Raw genomic sequence first — 13,954 nt, forward strand, 5'->3', positions numbered from 1 at the left:
CTTAAATTGTTTCTTTAAATTTGTTTGAAATACGGAAAACGCGGGTACTGGATGTTTTGCTGTATTTCGTGAATAAATCAGGTTCTTCTTTTTTCAACAGCGTACTGTCGATACGAGTAGAGGATTGTTCTTTGTAAGTGCAGATGGTCATGCCTTGGCTAATCATCATTTCAGCGTCTTGCATAGATGAAACAAGCGTTAATTTGATCTCGTCTTCACGTGCTTTATCTGCTTTTTGGCGACCTTGGACTGCAATCAGTTCCTCATTGAGTTTGATTTGCTCAAAAGTTGCTTCAACTTGTTTACCAACAACGTGCTTAGACCAGCGGTGTAAAACATCATCAAAACATGTCGGATCTGGTGGAACATCAGCAATGACATGGTTGAACCAGAACGCTTTAACTTGACGAAAAATTGAATCAATCAAGTCTTCATCACGTTCAATGCGATACATGCGGAACTTATTACCTCCAATAAGCACGGCAAGGTGCCATACTTGGAAGCCTGTAAGCTTCATGTACCAAAGACATTGGGTTAGGTAATAATCTGGAATCTGATCTGTACCTTCTTCACCAAATAACTTGGATAAATATTCCGAAGCTGTTTTACATTCCAAACCTTGGTCTGTTGTTAATTTTCCATCCTTAAAGAAAACACGACCTGCGATTTCTGGATTTACAACAGCTCGATCAATGTTACCAATAGCCCAAGTTTCACCAAATTCAGCAAGTGATAGTTGCTGTGTAACACGTTGAACTTTCATGCCAGAGCGACGTGAGAACTCTTTTGCAACAACATCTTCAAGTAAGTTGCCGAAATGAGCAGATTCATTTTGTGATTCTTTACGTTCACTACGACCTGTTTTGTCTAACCACAATTGATATGGTGATTTGTACGGACTAAAACCAAGGATTGCAGCGACGTCTGAACCACCGATACCTTTTTTACGACCAGCGAGAAATTGGTCACGATTAACTTGTGTATTCATATCACACCACCTGATTTTCAGAATATTTAGGAGCCAAAGGGCGGTAGCTATCATCAGCAGCACGCTGACATTTCACACAAACCATTGCTGGTATGACGTTACGATGGAAATATTCATCATCGTAGCCATCATGTGTTTCGGTATTTCCGCAGTGCTCACATTCATAAATTGCTGTGAAATCACGACGGATTTGAGAAGTAATCTTTTTGATTTTCATGCTCTAAATCCTCTACGTGAATTCATGATTTCCAAACGAATTGAACCAATTCCCACATCAATAACTAATTCACGAAAATTTTCATTTGAAGTGATGCCAAATTTGAAAGCCCAACCACCACCGAAGCGTCCACAACTTTTGACTTTGAGTGGGTTCCAACCCCAAAATTCACCGTTATGCTGATCAAATGGTTCATCTTTAGAAACCACATGCCAAGGAAAGCCATGCATTAGGCAAATAACAGTTTTATTTCCAACATCGAATTCAAATTCGTTGTATTTGACAGGCTCACCAAATAAAGCTCGATATACATCAGCTTGAAGGCTTTTAGAGTGATCGGTTGGTTCACTAGAAGCTGTTTTAATTTCAATTAAATCAAGCATATTAACCTCTCAATTTCTGTAATTTCACAGCGATAGAGTCTTCAAGGGCATCATTGATCTTGTCGATTTCATAACGATCAAGATATGCATTGATTTCGCCATCTTCATCACCGACCAATTCAGGTTCTAATCGATCAATCTGAATGCCTACAGCACGATTAAAGCCGTTACCATCATCGAAACCTGAATAGTCAAAATTCACTTCGATGTAATACTGGTTATTTGCTGTTAATAAGGTTGCATGACAGTCATGTTGACAGTCGTTGTATGGGCCTAAATCGAGCTCATCCACCGTGTAGATGTCTGATGCCACTGTGATCTGCTGCTGTTCTTCAACAGGTAGCTTGGCTGGTTGATACATTTGCACAGACGCAAAAACTGCTGTCATTGCTACTGCACCACCTAAACCCAACAAAATTGATTTGAAATTTAATGAAACCATGTTCATAATCTCCTTATAGCGATTGCTATACCCCCTAAAGAAGCCCCGTCCTCGATCAAAATTTCGGGGCTTTTTATTGCTTAATTTTTAGTTTTAAGCGGAAAAGGTACCAATACGGACAGGGTTTTCTGGGAGCAAGGCAATCACTTTTTCTTTGAATTCTTGAATAATTTCATTACGCAAGAGTTCTTCTTTAACGATTTGCAATGCAAACGATGGCTCACCATCTGAGCTATTTACTACAAGACGCAAGCGAATAGTTTTGTTATCAAGACCGACATAAGCTGGATCAATGATTTCAAAATAACTTGGTAATTTCCCTGCTGTGCTTGAAGCTTCAACTTTGTCAAAGACCGAGCGAGTTTCTTGCATGTTTGATACTGACGAGTCAGTAGTTGAAGATGCGCCAACTTTCATGTTGCGAACTGCATTAATTGCTTCCGCAATATGGATCGTTTCACCAGTTTCACTTGTTGCAGCAAATACACTTGCCCAATCTTCAAGTAATGTTGCAAAACGCTTTTGATTAAGTTTGTTATCTTTAAGCTGATTGAGCTTTTCCCAAACTACAGTTGGTTCAAGCTGTAATACTGCTTTATGGTCACAATGACCTTGAGCCAATCCAACAACTTTGAAGTTTAAAATTGCCGTTGCTGATACATTTTTGTGGTCAACAAATACAGGGGCGTAAACTTTTACTTCAGGAACAGAATTTTCAGACTGCGTATTACCTAAAACATAACTTTTGAAATCTTCAAAAGATGGGGTTTTTAAAACACCACGTGCACGGTTACGACCAGCTTGAAATTGTTCTAAATCATGAACTTTGAAATTTTCGTGAATGGCAACAAGTTCACCACGAGATAAATCATTTACAGGTAACGCAAGTTCAACGATTTCTTTAGCAGAGTTTTCCATTTTCAGTACCTTATGGATGGTTGGTAAAATTGTTGTAATGAGAAGGGTTGTTTAAGCGTCTTCAGTGAATAATTGGCTTGTATGGTTAGCGAACAAAGTGACATCACCACCAGCATTCAAATGCATTGGAGTTTTTGAGGTAGTGTCCTCTGCACGTTTACCTTTTGCTGTTGGTTCAACAAAAGCGAGTGTGTGTGCAATTTCGACCTGGCTTGAATCACCGATACGAGCAATATCAAGTGTGATTTTGATTTGCCCTTTTTTGTTGTGCTGAACAGCACCTTGAGAAACCATGCTGATAGCTGCACCGAGTTGGTTAGCAAAGGTTCCTGCACCTAAGTCAGCAACAAATTGCTGTGCGTTGGTTGGTTTGGTAGACATTTTTACCTCACATTGGGTTAGTGTGTGAGATAAATATTAGGTAAACCTAATTGTTTAGTCAATAGGTATTCCTAATTTATTTTTAGGATTGCCTAATTTTTTGTTTTTGATAAAAGAAAACCCGCACAGAGCAGGTTGAGTGGGTTTTTTGGAATGCTGTTAGATCATTAAGATAGTGGATTACCAAATTTATTAAATTAATTTCCCCATTTTTCCCAGTCACGATAGCCAGTTAAGCCATGCTTTAAAATCTTTATAGATGAATCTTTTTTCATTATTTCTAAGTTTTTTTCATATTGGCTACAATATTTAAAATATTCAAAAGTATGATAATCTCTTATCACGTACTCAATGTGGTAATCACCAAATCCCTTAACAGTTAAATTGGGGTGCGTGACTCTTTGTAAGTGATTTCTAACCAAATCATAATCGCTTGGTTTGTTGCGACGATCTAACCAAAAAACGATATAAAAAAATATAATAATTAAACCAATAATTCCCAAGTTATATATAAAGTCATGCATTCTTAAATACCTAAATTATAATGATTTAACTTTTTCTCACTCGTTTGGGCTTAAAACACTTATACCTTCAGGTGTTACCATTTTTCCAATTTCGCAATCTGCCAAACCCAACCAATAATTTCAAATTGTTGAGAGATTCTTTCTTCTGCTGTTAGTTCAATTTCTTTATATTCTTCTGAATTATCAGATAACAATCGGATTCCACCAAAGGGTAGGTTATATAAACGTTTGCAGTAATGAAGCCCACCTATACAAATCACATAGATACGACCATCTTTAACCTCTTTGCGACCAAGATCAATGTGGATTGTATCGCCATCATTAATGGTTGGTGTCATTGAGTCGCCTGATGCAGTTGCTGCAACTGCATTAGATTCTGTGATTGCTAAGTTGCGTAAAGTCGCTTTGGACATTCTTAATTTACGTCTTTCATTAGCAATAGCTTCATTGAATGAACCACCGCCACAAGCAAAAGAAAAATCCTTGAAAAATGGGATTTCGACTTCGTCATCATCTACTGGAGTATTGGTATCCCATTCATTTACCTGGGTGAATTGAGGATTAATTTCACCATCTTGTTTAGGTGAGCCTTTACCAGTCGCAAGCCAAATAGGGTTCACATTCAAGTGATGTGCAGCTCGTAGAAGATTCTCACCTTCCATTGTTTTTGATTTACCAGAGAGCCAGTCACTAACAGATGGTGGCTTAACACCAACAGCACGAGCAAGTTCTACACCCTTTATTTTTTTTGGTGGTAAAACTTCCATTGCATATTTAAGTCTTTCAGCAAGTGTCTTCATAAGTAACTCTCAAATCATTAGGAAATCCTAACATGAATAAAATTAGGTATGCCTATTGATTATTTATAAGGAATGCCTAATAATTGCTTTTGTTATAGGAGAGCAACATGAATGACAACCAACTTATAGAAGCCCTTGGTGGATGTAATGCAGTTGCACGGCTTTTAGGTATTACAGGACCTTCAGTGAGTGGTTGGAAAGCTATTCCAACTGACAGAAAAATCCGCCTAGCTGTGATTGCAGAAGATCGTGGAATCTGCACACGCAAAGACCTTTTCCCAGAAGATTATCAGGACATTTGGATTGAACTAAGAGAACCTGAACAAATTCAATAGGTGAACCCATGGAAACAAAAATAATGTTTGTATTCAGCAAAAAACTGTTGGCACCCATGTCAACACGTGTACCGCTGGAAGTCCAAGAGATCATTGATACTTTGGCTGAAAGCCAAGGTAGTGATCGTGCGAAATGGTTAAGAGATGCCATAGATAAAAAGATCGAACTGGAGACAGGTCAATCATCATCTGAGCACATAGAAAAATCAAAGAATACAACGTCTACGAGTGTATTTATGAATGTATGCAGAAACCTGAAAAGTTTTTGGCAGGCATTAAAAAAGCCCGACGTTGCAGGTCGAGCTTCTAGTACAGCAATTCATAATCATTCAGGAAAATGAACATGAGTAATTTAACAGAACATAAGTGCGCTGGCAAATGTCCAGAATTTGATGGGGAACAGTGTAATCACTGTTTGATTGCTCAAGTGGAAAAACGTGAGTTTGAATTGGGTGTTGCGCCTGATAGTGCGTATGTAAAAGACTCATCCCTATTAAGTGTTGAGGAATTAGATTTTTTGGTGGGTGATGTTGTTGTAATAACAAGCCCAAAATTTTCAGATGACTTGTTCACTGTTGTGCATATTGTAAGCAAACCATGTTTTGCTCACCCATGCGCATTTATTGAGGATAGTAGAGGGAATCCTGATTTTTTTGGGTTTCCACTTTTGCGGCATGCAACAACACCAGAATTAAAGGCCAAAAAGCGCCTTGATGCACCTGTAGCTCTGTTTGTTTCTGATACAAATCATGTCGTGAAAGGCGGTGCCGTATGACAAATCCAATCTGTCCATACTGCAATAAAGAGTCTGATGGGGTAGATGGCACAGCCATTTACCCTCATAGACCTGACCTGTCACATAAATGGTTCTACCAATGTGTGCCTTGTGATGCCTATGTTGGTTGTCATCCTGGTACTAAAAACTCACTTGGTCGATTGGCAAATGCTGAACTTAGAAAATGGAAGTCTATAGCACATCGAGTGTTTGATCCGTTATGGCGTGATGGTCACATGAAGCGCAAGGAAGCCTATAAAGCTTTGGCTGAAGTAATGAATATTCATCCAAATGACTGCCATATTGGGATGTTTGATGTTGATCAGTGCAAAAAAGTTTATTCAATTTGCATGAATGGACAAATCAAGAAGGTGACATCATGATTGATAACACCTCAATTCTCGCCCTAACTGACATTATCCAATTGCCTGAAGCTGAACGCTTACAGGCAATCAAGGATAAGTTTTCAGCAAAATCACATGATGAATTACTTAATTTACTTGGCAATGTTCTGAATGTTGCTGTGAATTATGCCCAATCGTGTGATGAAACATTGTATTTACATCTCGTCACCACTGGCGATATGCACCCATACGCAATAGATAAGCTTATTTCACCTAGTTTTCATGGTGCTTTGAATGGGCTGATCCTAGCGCAAAAAGCACCTAATCAAGATGTTCTATGTGAATCGTGTGCTTATCGCTGCGGTACTTTAGCAAATCATTGTCTTTCTACTCAATCTGACTTGGCTCATGCCTTGGAGTCGGATGCAGTTTTTTATTGCCATAAAGATATTGAAAATTTGCATAGCCCGTCTGCTACAGATCGTAAGCGCATGAAACCATGCAAAGGCTGGGCACAGCATGTGAAGAAACATAAGGGAGTAGCAGCATGAAATCAAATGAAGCTAAAAAACCTATGTATATCTTTACTGAACTAGGTAAAGAAAAACTTTGTAAGCACTGTGATGAATACTGGCCTACAGATTCAGAGTTTTGGTTCATGATTAAATCAAAGTTAAAGGATGGAACCATTACATTTCGACCAGAATCAGCATGTAAAGGCTGCTACGACCGTGTTTATAGACCACATCATGTAAAAGGTGTGAACAAGGTTCGTTCAAGTCATGAAAAGAAGGTGGCAGCATGAAAGAACTCCACAAAACTTTGCTGTTCATTTTTACGCTCTTTGGGGCTGTTTTAATTCGATTAGGGGGTGTGGCGTGATTAAAAAACGTAATAAAAAATACAACCCCAATAAACCTGCTTTAAATCCTGTACGCAAGTTTCAGCTTATTGGTGAAGCGATTGAAGAAAATCGCATTCTCGAACTTTGGCAATTAACAAATGGGAAATCTGAGGATCAAGCGCCTGAGTTAGCCCATTTGCTAACTTTGACCAAGGGTACACTTGTGATTGCCATGCGTAAGGATTTAATCGACAACGAGCAAAGCTTCCATATCAGTTGTGACATATACGCAGATCATCCAGATGGCCGATCTATACAGCTCGATTTTGAAATAGCTGTACCTGAACGCATGACATATGGGCAGTTTTTGAATGGTTGTGAAGAAGATCAAGAGCCGATTTACATCGTTGAATGTGGTGTCAAAACTCACTGGAAAGGTGCCAACAAGTTAATGGATGAATATTTCCATGAAGTTGCGGGACCAGGATTCAAAATTGTAAAGCAGCCATACATTGTGACTTGCTTTTCTGCATTCAAGAACATGGCATGTCAGCGCGAATTTAAAGCAGTTCAGATATCTCTTACTGGTAATGGGTTGGGGGTGGCAGTGTGAATTTTAATTTACTTCCTCATGAACTAATTATTGATAATTTTGCAGGTGGTGGTGGCACCTCTACAGGCTTAGAGCAAGCATTTAATCGCCCTGTGGATGTGGCAATTAATCATGATCCTAAAGCTTTGGCTATGCATCGGATGAATCACCCCAACACCAAGCATTACTGTGAAAGTGTCTGGGATATTGATCCGATTGAGGTAACTGGTAATCAGCCAGTGGGCCTTGTTTGGTTGTCACCAGACTGTAAGCATTTCAGTAAAGCGAAAGGTGGTAAGCCTGTTGAAAAGAAAATACGAGGTCTGGCATGGATTGCGTTACGTTGGGCAGCTAAAACTCGACCTCGTGTGATCATGCTTGAAAATGTAGAAGAATTTAAAACATGGGGCCGTGTTGCTGAAGATGGCAAACCATGTCCTAAGTATAAAGGGGAAACTTTTCGAAGTTTTGTTAAAGCACTTCGTTACCAAGGGTATACGGTTGAATGGCGAGTATTACGTGCTTGTGATTATGGTGCACCAACGATACGCAAACGCTTTTTCTTAATTGCACGTCGTGATGGTTTACCAATCTCATGGCCTATAGCCACGCATGGTGATCCAAAAGATAAAGGCGTTCAAAAAGGTTTGCTAAAGCCATATCGAACTGCAGCTGAATGTATTGATTGGTCCATTGAGTGCCCTAGTATATTTGATCGCAAACGACCTCTTGTGGATGCAACTTTAAAGCGGATTTTTAATGGTCTTGATAAATTTCTTTTCAATTGTCTTGATCCTTTTGTAGTTGATGGCTCTGTTGTTCCTGTTTTAACGGAGTGTGCAAATGCAACAAGTCCTAGAACAATGGCTACAAACGAGCCTTTAAGAACTATCTGTGCACAAGTTAAAGGTGGCCACCACGCTTTAATATCCGCGCACATTGCTAAAAATTACACTGGAGTGATCGGTAGTAGTGTGAATGAGCCAGTACATACGGTGACTGCCAAGGACCACAACTCATTAGTAGTAAGCCATTTATCAAAACTGCGTAATAATTGTGTCGGTCAATCTATAAAAGAGCCAATGCACACTATTACCGCAGGTGGTGGTCATTTTGCCGAAGTTCGAGCTTTCCTTACAGCCTTTTACGGCAATGAAAAAAATGGAAACTCTTTATACGAGCCTTTACGAACCATTCCAACCCGTGACCGTTTTGGTCTTGTCACAATTAATAATCAAGCTTACCAGGTGATCGATATTGGTTTTCGAATGTTGCAACCAGTTGAGCTGTTTAGAGCCCAAGGTTTTCCAGATTCTTATATTTTTGAAAAAGGGCTGGACGAGACAGGCAATGAAATCAAGTTAACTAAAACAGAGCAGACAAGAATGGTGGGTAATTCAGTTTGCCCTCAACTTGCACGAGCCTTGGTGGAAGCTAACTTTAGCCATGAGAAAAAATACCGAGGTGCTGCATGAGCAATTTCAACTTTGTTAAAGCTGTACGTCAAATTTCCATGCCACCAACAACTAAGTTAGTGGCAATCACTTTGGCTACATACGCTGATTATGAAACTGGTGAATGTTTTCCATCCATTCAAACACTCATGGATGATACTGGACTATCAAATCGAGCAGTGGGCTTACACATTAAACACATCGAAAATTTAGGAATATTAGTTGTAGATCGTTCAAATGGTCGTCGATCTTATTACCGTTTTGATGTGGAAAGTCTCACAAAAGCAGTGACGCAGGGTCATAGCTCTGAAAATGAAAGCAGTGACTCTGGTAACAATACCAGTGACTCTGACGACAGCAAACCAGTGACTCTCACGCAACAACCAGTGACTCTGGTGCAAAAAGCAGTGACGCAGGGTCATACTAACTACCAAGAACAACCAATAGAACAACCAATAGAACGTAGTAGTAATACGCACGAGGAAAAAATTGCACTACCGCCAGCTCAGTTTGTGCAGTACCACAATTTTGATCTTGCAAAAATCTCAGTGATCGAGCTTGGTCAGAAATATTCAACATTGAAATCTGATTTCATCGAATTGTCTAAACCTAGACACCCTGATCTTGATCAACACGATCTTGAAAACTTGTTTGATGAATTTGGAGATTGGTTTGCATCACCGAACGATTACGGCAAGCAATCTTTCAAGACAGCACAGAAGTGGGCTGTAGCGTTTCTGACATGGGTAAACAACAACAAGCATAAACTTATCAACCGAAAGGCGAAAAATAGCGTCACTGAGCAATCAGGACGAAATAAACCTATCCAAACACCATCTGCATACCAAGCTAAACAGGAAAATGTAAATCGTTGGTTGCGTTATGGTCAAAAAGTCCGTGAAGAACAACATCAGGAATCATCAGTAATTGATGTAGTACCTGAACCCCCAAAGAACTTTCTGATTGAGGAGGTGGGTCATGCGTGAGTTCACCATTACTGAAGCACGTCGTTTAATTGACAAAATGCGTATTCGTTACGGTAAGAAATTTACAGATTTTTGGGCAGCAGTTGATGAAGCTGATCTTGAGCAGGCAATGATTGAGGACTTTTCAGGATTGACAGTACAGCAGTTGGAAAATGGATATAACCGTATGCTCCATGAACCATGGCCACCATGTATTCAAGATTTTAAGATTTGGTGTTTACAAGGTTCACATTGGCTCACTGAAAATGAAGCATGGCAACAAGCATTAGCATACGAGAAATCGAATCAGACGATCTCAATCAGTGTGCATGTGCTCAAAACCCTTAAAGAATTTAAGAAAGGCTTTGATGAATTAAATCCACGTGCTGAATCACAGTCAAAAGCATTCAAGGATATGTACGTTCGTATCGTTTCAAATGCGAAATTGATGGGAGATGTTCAAGCATTCACTGATCCAGTTGGAGCATTAAAAGCACCTAAGGAAGATGAGAGAAGAATCACCACTTGTCCACCTGAATTGATGGCTCAGTTGAAAGGTGTCAATAAGAATTCTAATGCAGGTAGAGCATGACAAATTATTTATCACAATCTCAAATTAAAAGACTTGTACATCAACGTGACAACAAGCCTAAACAGCCAAAGTATGGGAATCATAAAGTTGTCGTTGATGGTGAAAAAGTTGCTGATTCACAGCATGAATATCGTCGTTTAAATGATTTAAAGGTCTTACAACGTGCAGGTGAGATCAAGGATTTACAGACCCAGGTTCGATACAACCTGATACCGGCACAGAAAATTTGTGGTGTGAAAGTGCGTGGCACAGATTACATAGCAGACTTTGTTTATTGGACCAAAGATGATCAGTTCATCTGTGAAGATGCCAAAGGTCATAAAACCGCGGATTACATCATCAAACGTAAATTGATGAAATTAATTCACAATATCGACGTAGTTGAAGTTTAAGAGCGATTTAGGGGAGTATGACAATGAAGTCTAACGCTGAAACAATCCTTGAAGCCATTGAGGATTTACATAATCAAGAGCAGATTGTTACCAGAGAAACTTTGTCACAATTGACAGGTTTAAAACTATCAATTGTTGACGATCGTTTAAGGTGCCTTGTCGATAGCGGTCAGATTATCCGTGTTCAGCGTGGAGTGTTCATTCCAGCCCCTAAACATCGTCCATCTCGTATTATGTCCAAGATGGTTTTACCTGATGGTACCGTTAAAATTGAAATTGGTGATGACCAGATTTTGACATTAACGCCACGTGAAGCACGTAACCTTGGCAATCTTATGGTTGCTGAAGCAATGCAATATGCAAATATTGAAATGGGCCATCACATGGCAATACTTCAGAGTGAAGTTTCAGGTCAAGTGCGTAAATTATCGAAGCAAGTAGGGGATCTATTAGATATAGGCAAGCAAGGAGAGCTGTTGTAATTTATCAAAACGGCTTCACCCCCCTCTAAGGTTAGACCTCCCCCACATATATACATGATCATTAAGCCAAGAGAGGTTTCTTGCGGAATATATTCCTCACATGGCTGAAAAAAAAGTAATTGATTGGGAAAAGATCGAACTCGATTATCGAGCAGGTATTAAGTCTCTACGTCAAATTGCAGGTGAGCATGATATTGCAGAATCAGGCATTAGACGTAGAGCAAAGCAATACGAATGGGTTCGTGATCTATCTGAAAAAATTAAAGCTAAAGCAGATGACATTGTGCGCAAGGAGAGTGTGCGCAGCAGTGTGCGCACGAAAACGACCATTTCAGAAAAAGACAAAATTGATGCGAGTGCCAATGAAGTAGCGTCAGTCCGATTGGCCCATCGTAAGGATATTCAACGTTCACGCAAGATTGCTATGAGTCTTTTTGATGAGCTCGAAATGATGGTCGGTCACGAGAATGTCAAATTGCTGGAAATGTTGGGTGAGCTTATGTGGTCACCTGATGATAAAGGCAACGACAAAGTAAATGACCTTTACATGAAGATTATCTCAATGCCTGGTCGTGTGAAGTCTATGAAAGATTTAAGCGACACACTCAAAACATTGATTGCTTTAGAACGTCAAGCGTTTGGACTTGATGATGAGAATAATAAACCTGTCGATGCACTGACTGCATTACTTGAACGAGTGAGCACTGGAAATAGTTCTGCATTTAAACCAATTGCCGATGATCCTGAATATTAGTGCATGTACGTGAATGGAACGACTAATCACCCACACCAAAACAATTTCATTCACGTACACGCTTCAAAAATGCACCAATGTTGTGCAAAATGGAGTAAAAATTGATTTATAACACTAACTTACAGCCACTACCGACAAATGCCGAGGAGCTTGAACGCTGCTTGGCAGACCCTGTTTGGCGTATTTTTAGTGGCTGTTTATATAAGATTAAAATTAAAGGTGATGACTTTGTAAATGAGTTTGGGCAAGTAGAAGAAGCTCCAACATTTGAATTACCGTTCCAGCCTAATGATGCACAGAAGAAATTCTTAAATCGGTTGTGGTACCGCAATATTATTTTAAAGGCACGGCAGTTAGGTTTCACCACATTGATTTGTATATTGTGGCTTGATCACGCTTTATTTAATGCTAATCAACATTGTGGTGTTATTGCACAGAACCTTGAAACTGTTGGTGATATTTTTAGCGATAAGATTAAATTTGCGTACGATAACTTACCACCTGAAATATTAGAACGTTTCCCACTCAAAACGAATAATGGAACTGAGATGGAATTCGCGCACAACGGCTCTAAAATCTCAGTGGCGACTTCATTCCGTGGCGGCACAATGCACCGCTTGCTTATTTCTGAGTATGGAAAAATCTGTGCTCAGTCACCAGGTAAAGCAAAAGAAGTGCGCACGGGTTCATTGCCTGCAGTACCGACTACAGGTATTTGCGTTATTGAGTCTACTGCTGAAGGTCGTGGTGGTGACTTCTTTGATAAGGTTCAGATCGCACAGAAGAACTTTGCGTCACGTAAAAAGCTCACACCTAAAGATTTCAGACTACATTTTTATGGTTGGTGGGAAGAACCTAAGTACCGTATTGATTCATCAGAAGTTATTATTACTAAGAAAGACCACAATATTTTTGATCACATTGAAATTGTTGTATCCAGAAACTTAGGCAAGAAGATCAAGATTGATCCTGATCAGCGCGCTTGGTATGTGTCAACACGCGATAACGACCTGTCTGGTGATCAGGCTTTGATGTGGCAAGAGTATCCATCGTTCCCCGATGAAGCATTTCAGGTGAGTACAGAAGGGAATTACTACGCAAACGATATGCTTGAGTTGCGTAAACGTGGTGGTATTGCTCAAATTGAAGTTTTAGATGTACCGACGTGTACATTTTGGGATATTGGCAACCATGATGGTTGTGCAATTTGGTTCCATCAAATGATGAATCAGCAAGATCGCTTTATTGATTATGAAGAAGATCATTTTAAAGACTTGCGTCATTACGCAAAGCTGATTAAAGACAAGCCTTATCTATATCACACACACTTCTTACCGCATGATGCTGCACATCAAAGGCTTGGCGATTACAACAAATCAGTCTTGGAAATGCTGGAAGAATTACTACCTGGTCATAACTTTGTGGTGATTCCACGTATTACCTTACTTACAACAGGTGTTCAGCAGACTCGTAGACTTTTAAAGAACGCTTGGTTTGATGAGGAAAGATGCAAATTGGGTATTGAGCGTATTGAAGGTTATAAGAAAAAGTTTAACCAGCAAGCGAATATGTTTATTGATCAGCCTGATAAATCTAATGGTTGTTCAGAAGGTGCTGATGCGTTAAGGCAATGTGCGCAAGCAAAAGAAGCAGGTTTGCTTGGTGATTACGTCTATACGGCTAGTCTTACTGGTATGAATCAAGGTACAACACATCAAAATACACATGGTTATGTCGAAGCACCTCCGACAGATTGGCGTTTATAAGGAAAA

General features: G+C 39.6%; 22 protein-coding genes. 14 read left to right on the forward strand and 8 right to left on the reverse strand.

Going from position 1 to position 13,954, the window contains the following annotated elements:
• Position 1: 1 nt before the first annotated feature.
• The 8 genes from EXE29_RS07820 to EXE29_RS07855 form a co-directional block, all read right to left on the reverse strand.
• The gene (locus tag EXE29_RS07820; protein WP_120364401.1) at positions 2–988 is read right to left on the reverse strand and encodes a YqaJ viral recombinase family nuclease; all 987 of its coding nucleotides are present in this window, start codon (positions 986–988) and stop codon (positions 2–4) included.
• A 1-nt stretch (position 989) separates the two neighbouring features.
• Positions 990–1,205, reverse strand: coding sequence for a hypothetical protein (locus tag EXE29_RS07825; RefSeq protein WP_120364402.1), 216 nt, complete (start codon positions 1,203–1,205; stop codon positions 990–992).
• Complete coding sequence (locus EXE29_RS07830; protein WP_120364403.1) at positions 1,202–1,588, reverse strand: hypothetical protein; 387 nt, start codon at positions 1,586–1,588, stop codon at positions 1,202–1,204. The genes EXE29_RS07825 and EXE29_RS07830 overlap by 4 nt, the downstream gene beginning before the upstream one ends.
• 1 nt (position 1,589) lies before the next feature.
• Positions 1,590–2,030: a hypothetical protein gene (locus EXE29_RS07835; protein WP_120364404.1), complete on the reverse strand. Its 441-nt coding sequence runs from the start codon at positions 2,028–2,030 to the stop codon at positions 1,590–1,592.
• A 93-nt stretch (positions 2,031–2,123) separates the two neighbouring features.
• Entirely contained in the window at positions 2,124–2,948 is an 825-nt protein-coding gene (locus EXE29_RS07840) for a DUF2303 family protein (protein ID WP_120364405.1), read from the reverse strand.
• 51 nt (positions 2,949–2,999) lie between these two features.
• The gene (locus EXE29_RS07845) at positions 3,000–3,329 is read right to left on the reverse strand and encodes a YfdP family phage-associated protein (protein ID WP_010112842.1); all 330 of its coding nucleotides are present in this window, start codon (positions 3,327–3,329) and stop codon (positions 3,000–3,002) included.
• A 197-nt stretch (positions 3,330–3,526) separates the two neighbouring features.
• Positions 3,527–3,853, reverse strand: coding sequence for a hypothetical protein (locus EXE29_RS07850; protein WP_120364406.1), 327 nt, complete (start codon positions 3,851–3,853; stop codon positions 3,527–3,529).
• 74 nt (positions 3,854–3,927) lie between these two features.
• The gene (locus EXE29_RS07855; protein ID WP_120364407.1) at positions 3,928–4,653 is read right to left on the reverse strand and encodes a LexA family transcriptional regulator; all 726 of its coding nucleotides are present in this window, start codon (positions 4,651–4,653) and stop codon (positions 3,928–3,930) included.
• Positions 4,654–4,760: 107 nt separating this feature from the next.
• Here EXE29_RS07855 and EXE29_RS07860 point away from each other — a divergent pair, with 107 nt between their 5' ends.
• The 14 genes from EXE29_RS07860 (at position 4,761) to EXE29_RS07925 (ending at position 13,948) form a co-directional block, all read left to right on the forward strand.
• Entirely contained in the window at positions 4,761–4,988 is a 228-nt protein-coding gene (locus tag EXE29_RS07860; protein WP_004761406.1) for a Cro/CI family transcriptional regulator, read from the forward strand.
• 8 nt (positions 4,989–4,996) lie between these two features.
• A complete protein-coding gene (locus EXE29_RS07865; protein WP_042890567.1) occupies positions 4,997–5,329 on the forward strand; it encodes a hypothetical protein in 333 nt (110 codons plus the stop codon).
• 2 nt (positions 5,330–5,331) lie between these two features.
• On the forward strand, positions 5,332–5,763 hold the full coding sequence (locus EXE29_RS07870; RefSeq protein WP_120364408.1) for a hypothetical protein: 432 nt from the start codon (positions 5,332–5,334) through the stop codon (positions 5,761–5,763).
• Positions 5,760–6,146, forward strand: a complete 387-nt coding sequence (locus EXE29_RS07875) for a zinc-finger-containing protein (protein ID WP_120364409.1) — start codon at positions 5,760–5,762, stop codon at positions 6,144–6,146. Before EXE29_RS07870 ends, EXE29_RS07875 begins: the two co-directional genes overlap by 4 nt.
• Complete coding sequence (locus tag EXE29_RS07880; protein WP_120364410.1) at positions 6,143–6,658, forward strand: hypothetical protein; 516 nt, start codon at positions 6,143–6,145, stop codon at positions 6,656–6,658. Before EXE29_RS07875 ends, EXE29_RS07880 begins: the two co-directional genes overlap by 4 nt.
• Positions 6,655–6,912 carry a hypothetical protein gene (locus EXE29_RS07885; RefSeq protein ID WP_061517846.1) on the forward strand — a complete coding sequence of 86 codons (258 nt, stop codon included), beginning with the start codon at positions 6,655–6,657 and terminating at the stop codon, positions 6,910–6,912. Before EXE29_RS07880 ends, EXE29_RS07885 begins: the two co-directional genes overlap by 4 nt.
• A 73-nt stretch (positions 6,913–6,985) precedes the next feature.
• Positions 6,986–7,564 (forward strand): hypothetical protein, encoded by a 579-nt coding sequence (locus EXE29_RS07890; protein WP_120364411.1) that lies wholly within the window; start codon positions 6,986–6,988, stop codon positions 7,562–7,564.
• On the forward strand, positions 7,561–9,018 hold the full coding sequence (locus tag EXE29_RS07895; protein WP_120364412.1) for a DNA cytosine methyltransferase: 1,458 nt from the start codon (positions 7,561–7,563) through the stop codon (positions 9,016–9,018). Before EXE29_RS07890 ends, EXE29_RS07895 begins: the two co-directional genes overlap by 4 nt.
• Positions 9,015–9,983 carry a helix-turn-helix domain-containing protein gene (locus EXE29_RS07900; RefSeq protein WP_120364413.1) on the forward strand — a complete coding sequence of 323 codons (969 nt, stop codon included), beginning with the start codon at positions 9,015–9,017 and terminating at the stop codon, positions 9,981–9,983. Before EXE29_RS07895 ends, EXE29_RS07900 begins: the two co-directional genes overlap by 4 nt.
• Entirely contained in the window at positions 9,976–10,554 is a 579-nt protein-coding gene (locus EXE29_RS07905) for a hypothetical protein (RefSeq protein WP_120364414.1), read from the forward strand. The genes EXE29_RS07900 and EXE29_RS07905 overlap by 8 nt, the downstream gene beginning before the upstream one ends.
• Positions 10,551–10,946, forward strand: a complete 396-nt coding sequence (locus EXE29_RS07910; protein ID WP_120364415.1) for a DUF1064 domain-containing protein — start codon at positions 10,551–10,553, stop codon at positions 10,944–10,946. The genes EXE29_RS07905 and EXE29_RS07910 overlap by 4 nt, the downstream gene beginning before the upstream one ends.
• Before the next feature lie 23 nt (positions 10,947–10,969).
• The gene (locus tag EXE29_RS07915) at positions 10,970–11,428 is read left to right on the forward strand and encodes a hypothetical protein (RefSeq protein WP_120364416.1); all 459 of its coding nucleotides are present in this window, start codon (positions 10,970–10,972) and stop codon (positions 11,426–11,428) included.
• Between the two features lie 100 nt (positions 11,429–11,528).
• Positions 11,529–12,182, forward strand: coding sequence for a hypothetical protein (locus tag EXE29_RS07920; RefSeq protein ID WP_120364417.1), 654 nt, complete (start codon positions 11,529–11,531; stop codon positions 12,180–12,182).
• 101 nt (positions 12,183–12,283) lie between these two features.
• A complete protein-coding gene (locus EXE29_RS07925; protein WP_120364418.1) occupies positions 12,284–13,948 on the forward strand; it encodes a terminase large subunit in 1,665 nt (554 codons plus the stop codon).
• The last annotated feature ends 6 nt before the right edge of the window (positions 13,949–13,954 follow it).

Origin of the sequence: Acinetobacter sp. WCHAc060006 (genome assembly GCF_004209135.1) — a bacterium.
In the GTDB taxonomy this organism is placed as follows: domain Bacteria; phylum Pseudomonadota; class Gammaproteobacteria; order Pseudomonadales; family Moraxellaceae; genus Acinetobacter; species Acinetobacter cumulans.